This is a genomic window from Pseudomonas sp. GW822-FHT02G04 (assembly GCF_058802085.1).
In genome coordinates this window covers 254,099-274,658 of sequence record NZ_JBXANU010000003.1, presented here as the reverse complement: position 1 = coordinate 274,658, position 20,560 = coordinate 254,099, and the positions used below count along the sequence as shown (strand labels likewise).

Annotated in this window: 18 protein-coding genes; 10 read left to right on the top strand and 8 right to left on the bottom strand. The window is 60.0% G+C overall.

Annotated features, from left to right (window positions below):
• Positions 1 to 115 precede the first annotated feature (115 nt).
• Both zigA and AC1RO5_RS06035 read left to right on the top strand, forming a co-directional pair.
• Positions 116 to 1,324: a zinc metallochaperone GTPase ZigA gene (gene zigA, locus AC1RO5_RS06040; RefSeq protein ID WP_493173566.1), complete on the top strand. Its 1,209-nt coding sequence runs from the start codon at positions 116 to 118 to the stop codon at positions 1,322 to 1,324.
• Entirely contained in the window at positions 1,324 to 1,974 is a 651-nt protein-coding gene (locus tag AC1RO5_RS06035; RefSeq protein WP_493173564.1) for a DUF1826 domain-containing protein, read from the top strand. The genes zigA and AC1RO5_RS06035 overlap by 1 nt, the downstream gene beginning before the upstream one ends.
• A gap of 4 nt (positions 1,975 to 1,978) precedes the next feature.
• On the opposite strand, the gene AC1RO5_RS06030 is transcribed toward AC1RO5_RS06035, so the two are convergent.
• The gene (locus AC1RO5_RS06030; protein ID WP_028940098.1) at positions 1,979 to 2,335 is read right to left on the bottom strand and encodes a hypothetical protein; all 357 of its coding nucleotides are present in this window, start codon (positions 2,333 to 2,335) and stop codon (positions 1,979 to 1,981) included.
• Between the two features lie 27 nt (positions 2,336 to 2,362).
• Here AC1RO5_RS06030 and AC1RO5_RS06025 point away from each other — a divergent pair, with 27 nt between their 5' ends.
• Positions 2,363 to 3,328 carry a CobW family GTP-binding protein gene (locus AC1RO5_RS06025; RefSeq protein WP_493173562.1) on the top strand — a complete coding sequence of 322 codons (966 nt, stop codon included), beginning with the start codon at positions 2,363 to 2,365 and terminating at the stop codon, positions 3,326 to 3,328.
• 35 nt (positions 3,329 to 3,363) lie between these two features.
• Here AC1RO5_RS06025 and AC1RO5_RS06020 read toward each other — a convergent pair whose 3' ends face one another.
• On the bottom strand, positions 3,364 to 3,777 hold the full coding sequence (locus tag AC1RO5_RS06020; RefSeq protein WP_138866545.1) for a DUF3301 domain-containing protein: 414 nt from the start codon (positions 3,775 to 3,777) through the stop codon (positions 3,364 to 3,366).
• 120 nt (positions 3,778 to 3,897) lie between these two features.
• On the opposite strand from AC1RO5_RS06020, the gene pdxY reads away from it, so the two are divergent.
• Complete coding sequence (pdxY, locus tag AC1RO5_RS06015) at positions 3,898 to 4,770, top strand: pyridoxal kinase PdxY (protein WP_493173559.1); 873 nt, start codon at positions 3,898 to 3,900, stop codon at positions 4,768 to 4,770.
• A gap of 115 nt (positions 4,771 to 4,885) precedes the next feature.
• Here the strand turns inward: pdxY and AC1RO5_RS06010 are convergent, their stop codons facing one another.
• Positions 4,886 to 5,368: an acyl-CoA thioesterase gene (locus AC1RO5_RS06010; protein ID WP_007934430.1), complete on the bottom strand. Its 483-nt coding sequence runs from the start codon at positions 5,366 to 5,368 to the stop codon at positions 4,886 to 4,888.
• Positions 5,369 to 5,573: 205 nt separating this feature from the next.
• Here AC1RO5_RS06010 and AC1RO5_RS06005 point away from each other — a divergent pair, with 205 nt between their 5' ends.
• Positions 5,574 to 7,337 (top strand): cation:proton antiporter, encoded by a 1,764-nt coding sequence (locus AC1RO5_RS06005; protein WP_493173557.1) that lies wholly within the window; start codon positions 5,574 to 5,576, stop codon positions 7,335 to 7,337.
• A gap of 19 nt (positions 7,338 to 7,356) precedes the next feature.
• Here AC1RO5_RS06005 and AC1RO5_RS06000 read toward each other — a convergent pair whose 3' ends face one another.
• From AC1RO5_RS06000 to uvrD, 4 genes are all read right to left on the bottom strand, one after another.
• On the bottom strand, positions 7,357 to 7,764 hold the full coding sequence (locus tag AC1RO5_RS06000) for an SMI1/KNR4 family protein (protein WP_007934432.1): 408 nt from the start codon (positions 7,762 to 7,764) through the stop codon (positions 7,357 to 7,359).
• A gap of 135 nt (positions 7,765 to 7,899) precedes the next feature.
• Entirely contained in the window at positions 7,900 to 8,772 is an 873-nt protein-coding gene (locus tag AC1RO5_RS05995; RefSeq protein ID WP_493173555.1) for a Tim44 domain-containing protein, read from the bottom strand.
• 179 nt (positions 8,773 to 8,951) lie between these two features.
• Positions 8,952 to 9,392, bottom strand: a complete 441-nt coding sequence (locus tag AC1RO5_RS05990) for an EamA family transporter (RefSeq protein WP_007934436.1) — start codon at positions 9,390 to 9,392, stop codon at positions 8,952 to 8,954.
• Between the two features lie 87 nt (positions 9,393 to 9,479).
• A complete protein-coding gene (gene uvrD, locus AC1RO5_RS05985) occupies positions 9,480 to 11,663 on the bottom strand; it encodes a DNA helicase II (protein ID WP_493173553.1) in 2,184 nt (727 codons plus the stop codon).
• Between the two features lie 258 nt (positions 11,664 to 11,921).
• Here uvrD and AC1RO5_RS05980 point away from each other — a divergent pair, with 258 nt between their 5' ends.
• From AC1RO5_RS05980 to AC1RO5_RS05970, 3 genes are all read left to right on the top strand, one after another.
• Positions 11,922 to 14,795 carry an EAL domain-containing protein gene (locus tag AC1RO5_RS05980; RefSeq protein ID WP_493173551.1) on the top strand — a complete coding sequence of 958 codons (2,874 nt, stop codon included), beginning with the start codon at positions 11,922 to 11,924 and terminating at the stop codon, positions 14,793 to 14,795.
• 135 nt (positions 14,796 to 14,930) lie between these two features.
• Positions 14,931 to 15,797, top strand: coding sequence for a transcriptional regulator HexR (gene hexR / locus AC1RO5_RS05975; RefSeq protein ID WP_493173549.1), 867 nt, complete (start codon positions 14,931 to 14,933; stop codon positions 15,795 to 15,797).
• Positions 15,798 to 16,012: 215 nt separating this feature from the next.
• A complete protein-coding gene (locus tag AC1RO5_RS05970; protein ID WP_026346042.1) occupies positions 16,013 to 16,225 on the top strand; it encodes a PA3496 family putative envelope integrity protein in 213 nt (70 codons plus the stop codon).
• Here the strand turns inward: AC1RO5_RS05970 and AC1RO5_RS05965 are convergent.
• On the bottom strand, positions 16,167 to 17,129 hold the full coding sequence (locus AC1RO5_RS05965; RefSeq protein WP_493173547.1) for a LysR family transcriptional regulator: 963 nt from the start codon (positions 17,127 to 17,129) through the stop codon (positions 16,167 to 16,169). The genes AC1RO5_RS05970 and AC1RO5_RS05965 overlap by 59 nt on opposite strands.
• A 190-nt stretch (positions 17,130 to 17,319) precedes the next feature.
• On the opposite strand from AC1RO5_RS05965, the gene AC1RO5_RS05960 reads away from it, so the two are divergent.
• Complete coding sequence (locus AC1RO5_RS05960) at positions 17,320 to 18,735, top strand: acetyl-CoA carboxylase biotin carboxylase subunit (RefSeq protein ID WP_007896523.1); 1,416 nt, start codon at positions 17,320 to 17,322, stop codon at positions 18,733 to 18,735.
• A gap of 11 nt (positions 18,736 to 18,746) precedes the next feature.
• Positions 18,747 to 20,552, top strand: coding sequence for a sodium-extruding oxaloacetate decarboxylase subunit alpha (oadA, locus tag AC1RO5_RS05955; protein WP_493173545.1), 1,806 nt, complete (start codon positions 18,747 to 18,749; stop codon positions 20,550 to 20,552).
• Positions 20,553 to 20,560 lie beyond the last annotated feature (8 nt).

The window sequence follows — 20,560 nt, the reverse complement described above, 5'->3', positions numbered from 1 at the left end:
AAGCATCATGCCCTTTGTCGTGATGAGCAAGAGGAGAGTGGTTCGATTGTGTTGTTATACTATAACATAAACTAAGCCCGACATTGCGACCGGGCATCCCTGTGAGGAATACCTGATGCCCAATCGTCTCCCCGTGACCGTCCTGTCGGGCTTTCTCGGCGCCGGAAAAAGTACACTGCTTAATTACGTACTACGTAATCGCGATAATCTGCGGGTCGCGGTGATCGTCAACGACATGAGCGAGATCAATATCGATGGCAGTGAAGTTCAACGCGATGTCAGCCTGAACCGTGCCGAAGAAAAACTCGTGGAAATGAGCAACGGCTGCATTTGCTGCACCTTGCGTGAAGATTTGCTCGAAGAAGTCAGCAAACTCGCCAAGGACGGTCGTTTCGATTACCTGTTAATCGAGTCCACCGGCATTTCCGAGCCACTGCCCGTGGCGGAAACTTTCACGTTTCGCGATGAAGAAGGGCAGAGCCTGGCCGACATTGCGCGGCTCGACACCATGGTCACCGTGGTCGACGGCATGAACTTCCTGCTCGACTACCAGGCCGCCGAAAGCCTCGCTTCCCGTGGTGAAACCCTGGGCGAGGAGGACGAGCGCTCGATCACTGATCTGTTGATCGAGCAGATTGAATTTGCGGACGTGATCCTGATCAGCAAGATCGATTTGATCAGTAGCCGCGAACGCCAGGAGCTGATCGCGATCCTCGAACGGCTCAACTCCCAGGCGGAAATCATTCCGATGGTTATGGGTGACGTGCCGCTCAAGAAAATTCTCAACACCGGCCGTTTCGACTTCGAGAAGGCCGCTCAGGCACCGGGATGGCTGCAGGAAATGCGCGGTGAGCATGTACCGGAAACCGAGGAGTACGGCATTGCCTCCACAGCTTATCGGGCGCGGCGACCGTTTCATCCGCAGCGCTTTTTCAGCTTCATCGATCGCCCGTGGGTGAACGGCAAACTGCTGCGGTCCAAGGGTTTTTTCTGGCTGGCCAGTAAACACATGGATGCCGGTAGCTGGTCCCAGGCCGGTGGCTTGATGCGCCACGGGTTTGCCGGGCGCTGGTGGCGTTTCGTGCCGAAAAGCCAGTGGCCGCAGGATGAAGAAAGTACCGCCGGGATCATGGAAAACTGGACGGCCGCCACCGGCGATTGTCGGCAGGAACTGGTGTTTATCGGCCAGAACATCGACTTTGCGCAACTCACCGCCGAACTCGATAACTGCCTGCTGACAGATGACGAAATGGCTTTGGGCGTCGAGGGGTGGAGGTTGTTGCCCGACCCGTTCGGTCCTTGGCACGAAGAGGCGGCTGCTTGATGTTGGCGCCCAGCCTGAAGCTGCGACCGGTCATTGCTCAGGTTCAAGGTGAAACGCCAAAGGTGCTGACCGGGATTCTGGACGACGGTGTGAACCTCGCCCTTTGGCAACGCCAACTGCCGACGCACATTGCCGATTTCGGTCGCTTGCTGTTGTCGCTGAACCAGCCGCTGGCCGAGTCGCTGTCCCTGGAAATGCCCAGTGATGACGTCGAGCCCAATCTTCACGGTTTAGCCTCAGGCTTCAGCGACCTTGAAGGTTACGAAGGCTTTATCGCCGACGTTTCCTGGCTGGTCAGCGCGTTCGCCTGCCTGTTGGGCGCCCAGCGCATCGGCCTGCGCCTGCGGGTTCTGGACAAAGCCATGTGCCCGCGTTTCCACGTCGATCATGTGCCGGTGCGGTTGATCACCACCTACGCAGGGATCGGCAGCCAATGGTTGAAAGAAGGGGCGATGGATCGCCGGCAATTAGGCAAGCCTGACGCCGAACCGCAGGATGATTCGCTGATCCAGCAAATCGCCAGCGGTGAAGTGGCGCTGCTCAAAGGAGAGAAGTGGCACGGCAACGAAGGCTTCGGTCTGGTTCACCGCTCGCCGCAGCCGGCGCCGGGCGAGCGTCGTTTGATCCTGACCCTCGACTGGCTGGGCTAGCGGCTCAAGGTTTGAGCCAGGTTCCCTGGCTCTGGGCTTCGCAAAACGGCTTCAGATACGCCGCATCGGTGGCCACGCCGTAATAGTGAATATCCTGCCGGTAAGGCATATTGGCGACTTGAGCGTTGCTGCATACGCCGAACGCGCCGGCGGGGCATTGGTCGACGTACTGCACCTCGACTTTCTGTCCGGCCAGATTCGGCTGGCAGAAGCCGTCGGCGAACAGTTTTTCCGGGATGTTGCGGTTCTGCTGGCAGACCTTCACGTCGAGCCGCGCAGCCGTACTATGTACCACGCAGGCCTGGGCCAGCGCTTCACCCGACGTAAGCGCCAGAAGCAACGACCATCCCATCAACCGCATCCTTTACCTCCTCAGAAAACCTCGACCATGTTGCAGAACATTCCCACCCACGTCATCGCCGGCCCGCTGGGTGCCGGCAAGACCAGCCTGATCAAGCACCTGCTGGCACAACGGCCGGCCGGTGAGCGCTGGGCGGTGCTGATCAACGAATTCGGCCAGATCGGCCTGGATGCTGCGCTGCTGACCCAGGACGCCGATGGTATCGCACTGGGGGAAGTGGCCGGGGGGTGTTTGTGCTGCGTCAATGGTGCGCCGTTTCAGATCGGCCTCGGGCGGTTGCTGCGCAAGGCACGACCGGATCGACTGTTCATCGAGCCCTCCGGGCTGGGGCATCCGGCGCAGTTGCTCAGGCAATTGAGCGAGGCGCCGTGGCAAGGCGTCCTGGCGGTGCAGCCTTGCGTGCTGGTACTGGACGCCCGGGCGCTCGCGGCCGGAAAACCGCTGCCAGCGGCGCAACAGCAAGCCTTGGACAGTGCCGGGTTGCTGTTGCTCAACAAGGCGGAAAGCCTCGACGACAGTGATCGCCAGCGAGTTGTCGCACAGTTGCCGTCGCGTCCTTTGTACTGGACGCAGCAGGCTGTCTTGCCACTGAGCGAGTTACCGGGCCTCAAGGCTCAGGCTGTCGCGGGTGTGGATAACTTGATCGTGCCCAAGGGATTGGCGCAGATGCCGGCCATCTGGACTGACCCCGCCCAGCCGATTTGCTTGAGTCAGGCGCAAGAAGGTGGCTGGAGCGTCGGCTGGCGCTGGCATCCGAGTCAGACGTTCGATGCCGTGCTTGTCGGAAAGTGGCTTGAGAGCCTTGAATGGCTGCGGGCGAAGCTGGTTATCCACAGCGTCGAGGGCTGGGTGTTGGCCAACGCACTGGATAACTCGCTACTGGATTGGCAACCCAGCGAATGGCGACGGGATTCGCGCATCGAGCTGATTTTCAGTGAGGTGCAGGATATTGAGTCGCTGCAAAGAGATCTGGCCGATTGCCGGTCGGTTTGAAGATCAAAAAATCGCAGGCTGCGATCTTTTGATCTTCAGGGACGCCACTTGGTGTGTTCTTGCCGCCACTGGCTCAATTCAATCACCTCGGCGCTGGGTTTTGCGACTTCGACCACCGGCGGTGTGTCGTCGAATGGCATTGGGTAGGGCGCGAGCTCGATCTGTGCGCTATGGGCGCCGAACTGGGTGATGGTGCCGTTGTGGCGGGTTTCGCCGGTCACGGTAAATTCGAAGTTATACACACGGGCCAGGCGCCGACGGCCGTTGGCGTCTTTAATGAAAGCGATCTTTTTCAAGGCTACGTTGCCGTCCAGCAGCTCGATCCGCAGCTTGGCGCAATGCTGCTGAACCCGCTCCAGTGCGCGTTCGCGCAAGCCGTGGTTGTGCCACAGCCACGCGCCACCGGTGGCGAGCAGCATCAGCACGAAGATATTTCCTAGGGTCAGCATCAACAGGGTGCTCCAACAAGATAGTGCCAGCTTAACTGCGTCTCTGGTCTGTCGTACAGGCTGCGTTTAGTCGCATACTGCGCGGCTCGAATTTCAATCGGTTTATGGAAAACTCACCGCATGAAACGTACGCCCCATCTGCTCGCCATCCAGTCCCACGTGGTGTTCGGCCACGCTGGCAACAGCGCCGCGGTTTTCCCGATGCAGCGGGTCGGGGTGAACGTCTGGCCGCTCAATACCGTGCAGTTCTCCAACCACACGCAATATGGCCAGTGGGCCGGGGAAGTGCTGGCCCCGCATCAGATTCCGGAATTGGTGGAAGGGATCGCGGCGATTGGCGAACTGGGCAACTGCGATGCCGTGTTGTCCGGCTACCTTGGCAGCGCGGCTCAGGGCCGGGCGATTCTGGCGGGGGTGGAGCGAATCAAATCGATCAATCCCAAAGCCTTATACCTCTGCGATCCGGTGATGGGCCATCCGGAGAAGGGCTGCAGCGTTCCAGCCGAAGTCAGCGATTTCCTGCTGGAAGAGGCGGCGGCGATCGCCGACTTCATGTGCCCGAATCAGTTGGAGCTGAACAGCTTCTCGGGGCGCAAGGCGCAGTCACTGTTCGATTGCCTGGCCATGGCGCGGGCGTTGCTGGCACGCGGTCCGAAGGCGGTGCTGGTCAAGCATCTCGACTATCCCGGCAAACTGGCGGATGGCTTCGAGATGTTACTGGTGACCGCCGAAGGCAGCTGGCACTTGCGTCGGCCGCTGCTGGCGTTCCCGCGTCAGCCGGTGGGTGTTGGTGATCTGACTTCCGGGCTGTTCCTGGCGCGCGTGCTGCTGGGTGACAGTCTGGTGAGCGCCTTCGAGTTCACCGCGGCGGCGGTGCATGAAGTGCTGCTGGAAACCCAGGCTTGTGCCAGCTATGAGCTGGAACTGGTGCGGGCGCAGGACCGGATCGCCCATCCGCGGGTGCGGTTCGAGGCGACCGCGATCAGCCTTTAAAAGCTTCGCGGGCAAGCCTCGCTCCTACAGGTTCGGGTTGATCACACATTATGTGTACGACCCGGACCTGTAGGAGCGAGGCTTGCCCGCGAAAGCGATCTAAAGGCCGAACACGTCAGGCGTCGCCCTTGATTTCCTGATAGCGCTTTTCCAGTTCCTGACGAATCTGCCGACGCTGCTGGGCCTGCATGTACCGACGCTTGTCTTCGCTGTTCTGCGGTTGCAGCGGCGGGACGGAGGCCGGTTTGCGCTGGTCATCCACCGCGACCATGGTGAAGAAGCAGCTGTTGGTGTGACGCACCGAGCGTTCGCGGATGTTCTCGGTCACGACCTTGATACCCACTTCCATCGAGGTATTGCCGGTGTAGTTGACCGAGGCCAGAAAGGTCACCAGTTCGCCGACATGAATCGGCTCGCGGAAGATCACCTGATCCACCGACAAGGTCACTACGTAACGGCCGGCATACCGGCTGGCGCAAGCGTAGGCCACTTCATCGAGGTATTTGAGCAGGGTGCCGCCGTGGACATTGCCAGAGAAGTTGGCCATGTCGGGGGTCATCAATACCGTCATCGACAGCTGGGCGTTTCCGGGTTCCATAACGTACTCACGGGTTCAAGGCAGGGTTTCGGGGTTGCACCTCTGTGGGTGCTTGTCGGTGTTTTTCAAACCAACAGTTATCGGGACGCCGGGCGGGGAGGCGCCGTCACGCCCGAAGCGATCTGTTTCCATATATTGCACCGTCTTTGCGCCGGAAGTCGTGGTGTTACCCTTCAAAAGCACATCCCCGAAGGAGCCACACACCATGCATGCCATCAGTTTCATTCAGGATCTGGCAGTGATCATGTTGATCGCGGGTGTGGTGACCGTGCTCTTTCACCGTCTCAAACAGCCGGTGGTGCTCGGCTACATCGTCGCCGGTTTCATCATCGGCCCGCACACGCCGCCGTTCGGCCTGATCCACGACGAAGAAACCATCAAGACCCTTGCCGAACTCGGGGTGATTTTCCTGATGTTCTGCCTGGGGCTGGAGTTCAGCCTGCGCAAGCTGTTCAAGGTCGGTGCCACGGCGTTTATCGCGGCCTTCCTGGAAATCGTCCTGATGATCTGGATCGGCTACGAAATCGGCCGCTGGTTCGACTGGAATACCATGGACTCGCTGTTCCTCGGCGCGATCCTGGCGATTTCCTCGACCACCATCATCGTCAAGGCGCTCAACGACCTGAAGATGAAGAACGAGCGTTTTGCGCAGTTGATCTTCGGCGTACTGATCGTCGAGGACATCCTCGGTATTGGCATCATCGCCTTGCTGTCGAGCATCGCGGTCAGCGGCACGGTCAGTTCCGGCGAAGTCTTTTCCACCGTCGGCAAGCTTTCCCTGTTCATGATTGTCGCACTGGTCATCGGCATTCTGCTGGTGCCGCGACTACTGGCCTATGTGGCGAAATTCGAAAGCAATGAGATGTTGCTGATTACTGTGCTGGGCCTGTGTTTCGGTTTCTGCCTGCTGGTGGTCAAGCTTGAATACAGCATGGTTCTCGGCGCGTTCCTGATCGGCGCGATCATGGCCGAATCACGCCAGCTGCTGAAGATTGAGCAGTTGATCGAGCCGGTTCGCGACCTGTTCAGTGCGATCTTCTTCGTCGCCATCGGCCTGATGCTCGACCCGATGATCCTGTTGCAATACGCCTGGCCGATCGCGGTGATCACCGTCGCCGTGGTGCTGGGCAAGATGCTGTCCTGTGGCCTCGGCGCGTTTATCGCTGGCAATGACGGACGCACCTCACTGCGCGTGGGAATGGGGCTTTCACAGATTGGCGAATTCTCTTTCATCATCGCCGCGCTAGGCATGACGCTGCAGGTCACCAGCAGCTTTCTCTATCCGGTGGCTGTGGCCGTTTCGGTGATCACCACGCTATTGACGCCGTATCTGATCCGCGCGGCCGATCCGCTGTCGATCAAGCTTGCAGCCGTGATGCCGCAGCGTCTGAGCCGCGTGCTGGGGATGTATGGCGAATGGCTGCGCAGCATCCAGCCTCAGGGCGAGGGCGCGCTGTTGGCGTCGATGATTCGGCGGATTCTGTTGCAGGTGGGGGTCAATCTGGCGCTGGTGGTTGCGATCTTTTTATCAGGCGCCTTCTTCGCCGAGCGCATGTCCGTTTACCTGCAAGACTGGATCAGCGACCCGAGCTGGCAGAAAGCGTTAATCTGGGGCGGGGCGTTGCTGCTGTCGCTGCCGTTTCTGATCGCCGCCTATCGCAAGCTCAAGGCGCTGTCGATGCTGCTGGCAGAAATGGGGGTGAAGCCAGAGATGGCCGGCCGCCACACACAGCGAGTGCGTCGGGTGATCGCCGAAGTGATCCCGATCCTCTCGCTGTTGGTGATTTTCCTGCTGTTGGCAGCCTTGTCGGCCAGTATTTTGCCGACCAACAAGTTGCTGGTGCTGATTGTCGTGGTCGCGGCCGCGGTGGCGGCGCTGCTCTGGCGCTGGTTCATCCGCGTGCATACGCGGATGCAGGTGGCCTTGCTGGAAACCCTGGATAACCACAAGGATTCATCAAGCCACTGACAAGTCGTGCAGGGGTAAATCAGCTTTCCAGCCAGACGTCCCGTGCCCAGTGCCAGACCGATTCCCAGGTTTCTTCGGCAAGCAATTCTTCTTCGGCCAGCCACAACACCACGGTGCCGTCTTCTTCGACGCAGTAGTAGTTGTCACCGTCCTGGCAAATCGGGATCAGGCTGCGATCAACACCAGCGTCCCAGGCGTTGGCAGCAACATCCGGCAGGTAGGTGTGGGATTGCGGGTCGGTGACGGTCACCGGCTCCAGGCTGCCGTAGACCACATCGCTGACGGTCAGCAGGAATTCTCTGAATACGAAGGGAATGTCGATGAACAGTTGTTCTTCGATTTCTACCAGCAGATCTTCGTCGGGCAGCTCCAAGGGGACCGGTACCGGTTCGTTGGCTTCACGCAGTTGTTCGATGATTTCTTCCACGTCCGGGATCCTCTTGCTTGATGGCGCGGTTTAGTTGGGGCGGTTTATACAGTAGCTCGCTATAGATGCAACCGTGAAATAGAAAACCCCGGCAGAGCCGGGGTTTTCATTACAGTATGCGAAAGCGCGAAGTTATCAGCCGTTCTGGCGGATACCCGCTACCAGCCAAGGCTGATTTTCGCCCTGTGGACGTTCCATGTTCCAGCTTTCGCTGAACACTTCGCCCTGGTCGAAACGCGAGGTCTTCGACACGCCGCTGAAGGTCAGGGTGGCGATGGTCTTGTCTGCACGGTCATCAACGCCGTCCAGTTGTACCTGGAGGTTGTCGATGTAGGTCGACTGGAAGCCGTCGCCCAGGTCGGCACGTTCGCGCTTGAGGAACTCCAGCAATTGCGGGGTCACGAACTCGGCGATCTTGTCCATTTCGTTGGCGTCCCAGTGCTGTTGCAGGGACTGGAAATGGTTGCGGGCGGCTTCGACGAAACGCTGTTCGTTGAACCAGGCCGGAGCATTGATCACCGGACGCGCAGCAGCAGGTGCAGCAGAACCGCCGAAGATCGAACCCATGGCTGGCTTCTGCTCGAACACTTCACGTTGCATCGGCGCGCCAGCCGGAGCCAGGTGCTCCTGCTGCTTGCGACGGCGAGCGGCAATAAAGCGGAAGACCAGGAAGGCGATGACCGCCATGATCAGGATGTCGAAGAATTGCATGCCCTGGAAGCCGCCGCCCATGAACATGGAGGCCAGCAGGCCACCGGCCGCGATACCGGCCAGAGGGCCGAGCCAGCGCGAAGCACCGCCGGCCTTGGTGGCAGCGCCAGCGGCACCGGCCGCGCCGGCAGTGGCGGCTGCACCGCCCACGCCAGGAGAAGAAGGAGCCATTTGGCTGGTCTGGTGAGTCGGCGCCGCACCGGCGCTTTTGCCGCCACCAAAGCGCTTGGCGTTGGCGTCCAGGCTCATCGTCAGGCCGATGCACAACGCCATGGCGATGCTAAGAAAACGTTTCATAAAGGGAATTCCCATTTGTGGATGGCACGCGCGCCATGTTGCACAGCTGAAGTGTTACTGGCTAGCGGCAGAGTGTTTCGGGCTTTTGCCTGACAGGTTGTGTTCAGCTTCAGTCAGCGCAATAAGGCCTGTTAGCGTTAGTCTGTAGGACGAGTGGACAGCTTCTGTAGGAAGGATGCCTAGCGCCGCAGCGCCAGCATGACCACACCGGCCGTAATCAGGCCGATTCCGCCCCATTGGCGCAGGTCGAGTTTTTCGCCCAGCAGAATTACGCCGAGCACTGCCACCAGCACCACGCTGAGCTTGTCCACCGGAGCGACCAACGAGGCCGGTCCCAGTTTCAGCGCGCGGAAGTAGCAGATCCACGAGGCACCAGTGGCCAGTCCCGACAGCAGCAGGAACAGGTAGCTCCTGGCCGAGATCGATCCTAATGACTGATATTGGCCCGTAGCGTACAAAATCAAGGCCAGGCTGACCAAAACCACCACCGTGCGCAGCAGCGTGGCGAAGTCCGAGTTAACGTTTTCGATGCCGATTTTGGCGAAGATCGCGGTCATGGCGGCAAACGCCGCCGACATCAGGGCCCAGAATGTCCAGGAAGAAAAGAAACCCGAGCCCATGTATTCGCGCCTTTTATAAGATCAACCTGAAACACAGAACATTGTGGGAGCGAGCAGACTCGCCCCCACATTAAATCACTGGCAGGTTTAGATCGCTTCCAGCTTGGCGTAACCGAGCATCAGCCACTTGCTGCCTTCGCTGAAGTTCACCTGCACCCGCGCCTGAGCACCGGCGCCTTCGAAATTCAGGATCACACCGTCACCGAACACCGAATGCCGCACAGTCTGGCCGAGGCTGAACCCGGTGTCCGGGATCTCGCTGCCGCCGAACAGGCTGCTGGAACTCTGCTGCTGGCCACCACCGAACGGACGGCTGACGCTGTTGGACAGCCGCACTTCCTGGATCAGGCCTTTCGGCACTTCACGGACGAAGCGCGACACCTTGTTGTAGGTCTCGCTGCCGTACAAGCGTCGGGTTTCCGCATACGTCAGCACCAGATTCTGCATTGCCCGGGTGATACCGACGTAGGCCAGACGACGCTCTTCTTCAAGGCGACCAGGTTCTTCCAGGCTCATCTTGTGCGGAAACAGGCCTTCTTCCATGCCCACCAGGAACACGTAAGGGAATTCCAGACCCTTGGCGCTGTGCAGGGTCATCAACTGAATGCTGTCCTCGTGCTCGTCGGCCTGGGTGTCCCCGGCCTCCAGCGAGGCGTGGCCGAGGAACGCCGCCAGTGGCGACTGCTCTTCGTCCTCTTCCGGGTTTTCGAAGTTGCGCGCGGCGCTGACCAGTTCCTCAAGGTTTTCTACCCGGGCCTGGCCTTTCTCGCCTTTTTCCGCCTGGTGGTAGGCGATCAGCCCCGACTGCTCGATGACGGTCTGGGTCATCAGGTGCAGCGGCATTTCCATGCACTTGGCGGCGAGGTTCTCGATCAGCTCCATAAACGCTCCAAGGGCGCCGGCAGCGCGACCGGTCAGGCCCTTGTTGGCCACCAGCTGACGCATGGCTTCCCACATCGACACATCACTGTGGCGCGCATGATCGCGAATCGCTTCGACGGTTTTTTCGCCGATGCCACGGGCCGGAACGTTGATCACCCGCTCCAGGGCCGCATCGTTGCCACGGCCTTCCAGCAAGCGCAGGTAAGCCATGGCGTTCTTGATTTCTGCCCGTTCGAAGAAGCGCTGACCGCCATAAATGCGGTACGGGATGCGCTCGCGCAGCAAGGCTTCTTCCAAAACGCGCGATTGGGCGTTGGAGCGGTACAAAATCGCGATATCACTGCGAGCCAAGCCGGTTTTCAGCGCGCTTTCAATGGTTTCAACCACGTAGCGTGCTTCATCGTGTTCGTTGAATGCGGCGTACAGATTGATTGCTTCGCCTTCGCCTCCATCGGTCCACAGCTCTTTGCCCATACGCCCGGTGTTGTTGGCGATCAGGGCGTTGGCGGCCTTGAGGATCCCGGCGGTGGAGCGGTAGTTCTGCTCCAGACGAATGATCTCGGCATCCGGGAAATCGTCGGAATACTGATAGATGTTCTCGATTTTCGCGCCGCGCCAGCCGTAGATCGACTGATCGTCGTCGCCGACCACCATCAGGCTGTCGCCACCCTTGGCCAGCAGACGCAGCCAGGCGTACTGCACGGCGTTGGTGTCCTGGAACTCGTCCACCAGAATGTGCCGGAAGCGCTTCTGATAATGGGCGAGCAGGCCCGGGTGATCGCGCCACAGATCGAGGGCGCGCAGCAGCAGTTCGGAGAAGTCGATCACGCCGGCGCGCAGGCACGCAGCCTCGTAGGCTTCATAAATGTTGCGCATGGTCGCCAGGAACAGATCGCCGCTGGCTTGAATATGTTGTGGACGCAGACCTTCGTCTTTCTGCCCGTTGATGAACCACTGAGCCTGTCGGGCTGGCCAGCGTTGCTCGTCCAGGCCCAGCTCGCGGATCACCCGCTTGACCAGCCGTTGCTGGTCGTCGCTGTCGAGAATCTGGAAGGTCTGGCTCAGGCCCGCCTCTTGCCAGTGCGCCCGCAATAAGCGGTGCGCCAGGCCGTGGAAGGTGCCGACCCACATGCCGGCCGGGTTGATACCCATCAGCTGCTCGATGCGATGACGCATCTCGGCAGCGGCCTTGTTGGTGAAGGTCACCGACAGGATGGAGTGGGGCGAGGCGTTTTCGACCTGGATCAACCAGGCGATACGGTGCACCAGCACTCGGGTTTTACCGGAGCCAGCACCGGCCAGGACCAACTGACGACCCACGGAGGCAGCTACGGCCTGGCGTTGGGCATCGTTGAGGGAGTTCAGCAGAAGGGAGAGATCATCGCGCATCGGGGCATTCTAGGGTGCGACGTCACACCGGGCAAACCGAGCTTTGCATTAGCCGATGAAAGAAGCACCGATGACGACCGGTCGGTCACTGGCTGCGAGCAGGGGCGGGGCTCGTCTGGATGTTTTTGTGCCGGATGCGGGCGACTAAAACTTTTGTCTATTTTATGACCTGGGGCAGTTTGGTCCGGGCATTTGCTTGTGTATGCTCCGTTCACAATTCGGGCTCACATGCTCACTATAAGAACAAGAACATTGCCTATGACCCTCAGTTCCGACCTGTCGGGCCCCTCTGTGGAGCCGCGGGCTATCCGTAAACAATACGCCATGGAGATGGCGGTCGAACGCACGCGTCTGCTGTACCAAGGCTCGTTGTTGCCGACGCTGTTCATGCTGATCAACGGTCTGGTGTGCGCCGGGTTGCTCTGGAGCCCGCAGCGTTACTTCGTGGTCAGCGTCTGGCTGATCTGGTTGTTGTCGCTGGTGGCGTTGCGAGTGATTCAGGTCGCGGCCTTCGATTCGGCGATTCCCAACCGTCAGGCCCATCCGATCTGGCGTCGCATGTTTCTGCTCGGTTCGGCGATGACCGGTTTGACGCTGGCCGGTGCTGGCATTGCACTGGTGCCCGCTGACAATTTCATCCAGCAAGCCTGGGTGTTCGGCCTGATCGGCGCCGCAGCCCTCTCGGCCAGCGTCGCTTATGCGGTCAGCCTGCCAGCATTTCTATCCTTTACCTTGCCCTGTCTGTTGCCGGCCATCGGCTATCTGTTCTGGGGCGGCGATGAACAGGAGCAGGGCTGGGGCTGGTTCGGGCTGATTCTGCTGGGCTCGTTGAGCGTGGTCGCCTGGCAGGTCAATCGGCTGATCGATCAGGGTTTGTTGCGGCGTTTTCAAAATCAGGCGCTGATCGAGCACTTGCAGCAGGCGCAAAGTCGCAGCGAGCAACTCAATCACGAACTGGCCAAGGAAATCGACCAGCGTCGTCGCGCCGAAGACGAATTGCGCGAAACCCAGGTCGACCTTGAAAACCGGGTCGCCCAACGCAGTCTGGAACTTGACGCGGCCAACCAGGCCTTGAGCAAGAGCGAAGCGCGGCTGGCGCTGGCGTTGAAGGCGAGCGAACTCGGTTTGTGGGACTGGAACCTGCAGACCGACGAAGTCCATCACACCCAGCTCCAGGAGTTGTTCGGGCTGGAGCCGGAATACGTGACGGCGATGCTCCGCCACCTCAAGCCGAGGCTGCACCCCGACGACTTGCCAGCGCTGAAGCGGGCGCTGGTCGAGCATTTGAAGGGCCGCACCGAGGATTATCAGATCGAGTACCGGGTGCGACATGGGGATGGCCATTGGGTCTGGATCGAGGACCGTGGTCGAGCGGTCGAGCGTAGCGAAAACGGCAGGGTGATCCGCATGGTCGGCACCCGCCGCGATATCAGCGCCAGCAAGCACCTGGAAGAACAGCGCCAACTGGCGGCGACCGTATTCGAGGCGGCCAGCGAAGGCATTGTGATTTTCGACCCGAATTACGCGCTGATCGCCGTCAATCAGGCCTTCAGTCGGGTAACTGGCTATGAAATCGACGACATGCTCGGGCGCAATGTGGTCGATTTACCCTGCAGCCGCGATGCCCGTCGGCATTACGCGGCGATTCGTCAGGCGCTGGAGCAGCACGGTAGTTGGCAGGGCGAATTGGTCGAGACCCGCAAGAATGGCGAGTTGTATCCGCAGTGGCTGCAATTGAATGCCGTGCGCGATATGCGGGGAAATGTCAGTCATATCGTCGGCTTCTTCGCCGATCTGTCCGCCCGGCGAGAATCCGAAGAGCGTATGCGTTACCTGACCCATTACGACGAGCTCACGGGGCTGGCCAACCGTTCGTTATTCCGTGAACGACTGAGCGAGGCTCATCAGCGGGTGCGCCAGGGCGGTCGGCGCAGCCTGGCGTTGCTGCACATCAATCTGGATCGTTTCAAGCTGCTCAACGACAGCCTCGGCCACGAAATCGCCGATCAGCTGTTACAGAAAATGGCCCGGCGATTGGTCAATGCGCTGCCGGAAGCGGACACCATCGCCCGGTTGTCCGGCGATGAATTTGCGGTGCTGTTCGATGCCTACGGCAACCTGTCGAGCCTGGCGCGCGTGGCGACCCGATTGTCGACCAAGCTGCGTTTGCCAATCACCGTCGAGGGGCATGAACTGGTGATGAGCGCGTCCATGGGCATCAGTCTGTTGCCGGACACCGCGCGGGAGATTTCCGCGCTGGTCAGCCAGTCGAATATGGCCATGCAGCATGCCAAACACTTGGGCGGCAACAACTTCCAGTTCTACACCGACAGCCTGCAGGCCAGCACGCTCGAGCGTTTGCAGCTTGAGAACCAATTGCGCAAAGCCATCGAAGAAAAGCAGTTGAAGGTGTTTTATCAACCGAAACTCTGCCTCGCCACCGGCCGGCTGAAGGCCGCCGAGGCGCTGGTGCGTTGGGATCACCTAACCCTGGGTCGAGTGCCGCCGGGGGACTTCATTGGTCTGGCCGAGGAAACCGGACTGATCAACGCTATCGGCGAGTTCGTATTGCGTCAGGCCTGCTGGCAAGCCTGCGAATGGCAGCGTCAGGGACTTGAGCCGATTCGGGTGTCGGTCAATCTGTCGGTGCATCAACTGCGTCAGGGGAAACTGGTCAGCCTGGTGCGCCAGGTGCTGGAGGAAACCGGTCTGGCGCCGCACTACCTGGAACTGGAACTTACCGAGAGCCAGTTGCTGGACAGCGTCGAGCACATCATCGCGACCTTCCAGCAATTGCGCGATCTGGGGGTGAAGCTGGCGATCGACGATTTTGGTACCGGTTATTCGTCTCTGAGTTACCTCAAGCGCATCCCTGTGGATTACGTGAAGATCGATCAGGCATTTATCCGGGGGCTGGGGGAGAGCAGTGAAGATGCGGCGATCACCCGGGCGATCATTGCCATGGCCCATGGTCTGTCGTTGAAAGTGGTGGCTGAAGGGGTCGAGCGGCCGGAGCAGTTGGAGTTTCTGAAGGTCGAGCGTTGCGATGAAGTGCAGGGTTATTGGATCAGCCGTCCGGTTGAGGCCGCGGACCTGGCCGAGCTTTTACGCGCAGACGAAAAAACCTCGTAGGTGCTACATGGAGCATATGTCGCGTGAAACGGGGACATTGAGTTACGCATTGAGCAGGCAAAAAGCCGATTCATGTAGTATAACTACAAGCGTGCTACATCCCCGGCAAATGCCAATAACAAAGAGTCCAGCCCCTTGAATCTGCTGCAACACATCGCCCAGTCACGCCACCTGTTACGCAAGTCGGAGCTCAAGGTCGCCGACCACGTGCTGCTTGATCCTGCGGCGGTGATGCACAGTTCCATGGCCGACCTGGCCCACAGCGTGGGCATTAGCGAGCCGACCATCGTGCGTTTTTGCCGCGCCATCGGTTGCACCGGGTTCCAGGATCTGAAGCTGAAACTGGCGCAGAGTCTGGCGGCCGGTGCGAGCTTCGGGCAATTCGCGATCCATGAAGACGATTCGGTTGCCGATTACAGCCTGAAAATCTTCGACACTACCCTGCACACCCTGATGGAAGTTCGCGAGAAACTTGACCCGGTAGCGTTGCAGAAAGCCGTGACCGCGATGTCCCAGGCCCAGCGTGTCGAGTTCTACGGCTTCGGCGCGTCCGGTGCGGTAGCGGCGGATGCCCAGCACAAGTTCTTCCGTTTGCTGCTGACCGCGGCGGCGTATTCTGACCCGCACATGCAGGCGATGTCGGCGGTGACCTTGAAGCCGACCGACGTGGCGATCTGCATTTCCCAGTCCGGTCGCTCAAAGGATCTGTTGATCACCGCTAACCTGGTGCGCGAAAGCGGCGCCTCGTTGATCACCCTGTGCCCGAGCCAGACACCGTTGGCCGAGCTGTCGACCGTCAACCTGGCGATCGATGTGCACGAAGACACTGAAATCTACACGCCGCTGACGTCGCGTATTGCGCATCTGGTAGTGATCGATGTGTTGGCGATGGGCGTGGCCATGGCTCGTGGGCCGAGCCTGGTCAACCACCTGAAAAGCGTCAAGCGCAGCCTTCGCAGCTTGCGGTTGTCGCCCAAGTCAGTAAAAGCGCTGGACGATTGATTCTGGCCGGAATTGTGGCGAGGGAGCTTGCTCCCGCTCGGCTGCGCAGCAGTCGCAAAATCTTAGGGCTGCTTTGCGACCCAGCGGGAGCAAGCTCCCTCGCCACAGGTTCGCGGTCAGCCTGTGAGTTTCATCGTTCTGTAACCCTCCCGCCGCCAAACCGTCATCCCTCGCGCCTATCTTGAAACTCCCGTACTCGCCTTGGGAGACTCGAAATGGCCCAGCCCTACGAAGAACGCAACAGCGCCGTCAAAACCCGTCGTCAGCAAGAAGACCAGCGCCGCATGGAATTTCGCCGCGCCATCGAAGATCGCTGCGAACGCCGCCAGCTTCTGGCCGAAATTGGCGAATTCCCCGACGACCTCGAACTCAACTACTGGCAGGCAGCGCCGGTAACTTCCCGTCGAAACGCTCAACCAGCGCGCTGATTTGCGCCCGTTCGCTGCGAATAAACGCAAGGAACGCGTGAGCTACCGGCGATAGCCGTTTGGCCTTCGCCTGCACCAGGCACCAACTACGCAGCAGCGGCAGCTCTTCGACCGGCAGCTCAATCAGGCCACCGGTCGCCAACTCAAGGTTCAGGGCATGGCGCGTCAACAGCGCCAGGCCCAGACCCGCCAGCACACATTCACGCTGGGCTTCCGCCGAGGCGACCTCCTGGGTCTGGGTGAAGTGCACGCGCTTCTCTTTGAAATACTCCTCGCAGGCCAGTCGCGTGCCGGAACCGGGTTCGCGCAACAGTAGCGTGTAGGGCTCCAGATCCTGCAAGCGCAACGGACCCATGTGGCACAGCGGATGATCCGGTGGCGCCACGGCTACAATCGGGTTATTGAGGAATGGCAGGAATTCCAGCCCCATGTCCTGTGGGACCATCGACATGATCACCAGATCGTCACGGTTGTCCGACAGGCGCCGGATGACCTGGCCACGGTTGACCACCGTCAGGTGCAGGTTCACTTCCGGATGCTGGCGTTTGAACGCGGCAAACAGGTGCGGCACGAAATACTTGGCGCTGGATTCCACCGCCAGTTTCAGCTGACCCTGCAATGAGCCTTGCATGTCCGACAGCTGCATATCGAGGTTTTCCAGGTGCCCGAAAATGTCCCGGCTGGCGCGCTGCAGTGCTTCGGCCGCCTCGGTCATGTAGAGTTTTTTGCCGACATAATCGAACAGGGGCTGGCCGATCAGCTCTTCGAGTTGACGAATCTGTAGGCTCACGGCAGGTTGTGTGAGAGACATTTCGTCGGCAGCGCGGCTGTAGGACCTTAAGTCGCACACCTCATTGAAGATCTGCAATTGACGCAATGTCATACGCATCAATGACTTACGCATTTTCTATGAATCCTGAGCGAAGGCCGATGACTCAACTATAAGTCTTTGCTTATGCGTGACCAAATTATTATTCATTTTTGTTAATCCCTTGCGAGAGCTAGTGTGGAGCTGCGACTGAATTGAAACATTTGGTCACGCGTCGACCTGTCTAATCGGGTCGTGGGTGCCACCGGCTCAAGGGAACCTCCAAGTGATAAAAAAGATCCTGATTGCCAACCGTGGTGAGATTGCCGTACGAATCGTGCGTGCCTGCGCCGAGATGGGCATTCGCTCGGTCGCGATCTATTCCGACGCCGACCGTCATGCCTTGCATGTGAAGCGTGCGGACGAGGCCCACAGCATCGGTGCCGAGCCACTGGCCGGCTACCTGAACCCGCGCAAGCTGGTGAACCTGGCGGTGGAAACCGGTTGCGATGCGTTGCACCCCGGCTACGGCTTCCTTTCGGAAAATGCCGAGCTGGCGGACATCTGCGCCGAACGCGGAATCAAATTCATCGGCCCGTCGGCGGAAGTCATTCGTCGCATGGGCGACAAGACCGAAGCGCGCCGCAGCATGATCAAGGCCGGCGTGCCGGTCACACCGGGCACCGAAGGCAACGTGTCGGGCATCGAGGAAGCCCTGACTGAAGGCGACCGCATCGGTTACCCGGTGATGCTCAAGGCTACCTCCGGTGGTGGCGGCCGCGGTATTCGTCGTTGCAACAGTCGCGAAGAACTCGAACAAGCCTTTCCGCGAGTGATCTCCGAAGCCACCAAGGCTTTCGGTTCGGCGGAAGTGTTCCTGGAAAAATGCATCGTAAACCCGAAACACATCGAAGCGCAGATCCTCGGTGACAGCTTCGGCAACGTGGTGCACCTGTTCGAGCGTGACTGCTCGATCCAGCGTCGCAACCAGAAGCTGATCGAGATCGCTCCGAGCCCGCAACTGACCCCGGAACAGCGCGCCTACATCGGCGACCTGTCGGTGCGTGCAGCCAAGGCCGTGGGTTACGAAAACGCCGGTACCGTGGAGTTCCTGCTCGCCGAGGGCGAGGTGTACTTCATGGAGATGAACACCCGGGTGCAGGTGGAACACACCATCACCGAAGAAATCACCGGCATCGACATCGTTCGCGAGCAGATCCGCATCGCCTCCGGTTTGCCGCTCTCGGTGAAACAGGAAGACATCCAGCACCGCGGTTTCGCGCTGCAGTTCCGGATCAACGCCGAAGACCCGAAAAACAACTTCCTCCCGAGCTTCGGCAAGATCACCCGTTACTACGCGCCCGGCGGTCCCGGCGTGCGCACCGACACAGCGATCTATACCGGCTACACCATTCCGCCGTTCTACGATTCGATGTGCCTGAAACTGGTGGTCTGGGCGCTGACCTGGGAAGAGGCGATGGACCGTGGCTTGCGAGCCCTCGACGACATGCGTCTGCAAGGGGTCAAGACCACCGCCGCGTACTACCAGGAAATCCTGCGTAACCCGGAATTCCGTAGCGGCCAGTTCAACACCAGCTTCGTTGAAAGCCACCCTGAACTGACCAACTACTCGATCAAGCGCAAACCCGAAGAGCTGGCCCTGGCCATCGCCGCCGCCATCGCCGCCCACGCAGGCCTGTGAGGAATATGACAATGTCCAAGAAGATCCATGTAACTGACACAATCCTGCGCGACGCCCACCAATCGCTGCTCGCCACCCGCATGCGCACCGAAGACATGCTGCCGATCTGCGACAAGCTCGACAAAGTCGGCTACTGGTCGCTGGAGTGCTGGGGCGGCGCGACCTTCGACGCCTGCGTACGCTTCCTGAAAGAAGACCCGTGGGAGCGTCTGCGCCAACTGCGCGCCGCGTTGCCTAACACGCGCCTGCAAATGCTCCTGCGTGGCCAGAACCTGCTGGGCTACCGCCATTACAGTGACGATGTGGTCAAAGCCTTTGTCGCCAAGGCCGCGGTCAACGGCATCGACGTGTTCCGCATCTTCGACGCCATGAACGACGTGCGTAACCTGCGCGTGGCCATCGAAGCGGTGAAAGCTGCCGGCAAACACGCCCAGGGCACCATCGCCTACACCACCAGCCCGGTGCACACCATCGAGGCTTTCGTGGCGCAAGCCAAGCAGATGGAAGCCATGGGTTGCGACTCGGTGGCGATCAAGGACATGGCTGGTCTGCTGACCCCGTACGCCACGGGTGAACTGGTCAAGGCACTGAAGGCCGAGCAATCGCTGCCGGTGTTCATCCACTCCCACGACACCGCTGGCCTGGCTGCAATGTGCCAACTCAAAGCGATCGAAAACGGCGCCGACCATATCGACACCGCGATCTCCAGCTTCGCCTGGGGCACCAGCCACCCGGGCACCGAATCGATGGTCGCCGCCCTTAAAGGCAGCGAGTTCGACACCGGCCTGAACCTGGAATTGCTGCAAGAGATCGGCCTGTACTTCTACGCCGTGCGCAAGAAGTACCACCAGTTTGAAAGCGAATTCACGGCGGTCGACACCCGTGTTCAAGTCAACCAGGTGCCGGGCGGGATGATTTCCAACCTGGCCAACCAGTTGAAAGAGCAGGGCGCCCTGAACCGCATGAGCGAAGTATTGGCGGAAATCCCGCGTGTGCGTGAAGACCTCGGCTTCCCGCCGCTGGTGACCCCGACTTCGCAGATCGTCGGCACCCAGGCGTTCTTCAACGTGCTGGCCGGTGAGCGCTACAAGACCATCACCAACGAAGTGAAGCTCTATCTGCAGGGTGGCTACGGCAAGGCGCCGGGCACCGTGAACGAGCAACTGCGTCGCCAGGCCATCGGCAGCGAAGAGGTTATCGACGTTCGTCCGGCCGACCTGCTCAAGCCGGAAATGGCCAAGTTGCGCGCGGATATCGGAGCACTGGCCAAGTCTGAAGAAGACGTGCTGACCTACGCCATGTTCCCGGACATCGGTCGCAAGTTCCTCGAAGAGCGTGCGGCTGGAACCCTGACACCTGAAGTGCTGTTGCCGATTCCGGAAGCCGGAAAGGTGGCTTCGGTGGGCGGCGAAGGCGTGCCGACCGAGTTCGTCATCGACGTTCACGGCGAGACCTACCGCGTCGATATCACCGGTGTGGGCGTCAAGTCCGAAGGCAAGCGTCACTTCTACCTGTCCATCGACGGCATGCCGGAAGAAGTGGTGTTCGAGCCGCTCAACGAGTTCGTCGGCGGCAGCAGCAAGCGCAAGCAAGCTACTGCACCGGGCCATGTCAGCACCACCATGCCGGGCAACATCGTCGATGTGCTGGTCAAGGAAGGCGACACAGTGAAAGCCGGCCAGGCCGTTCTGATCACCGAGGCGATGAAGATGGAAACCGAAGTCCAGTCGGCCATCGCCGGTAAAGTCACCGCCATCCACGTCGCCAAGGGCGACCGGGTGAACCCGGGCGAGATTCTGATCGAGATCGAAGGCTGAGTTAACAG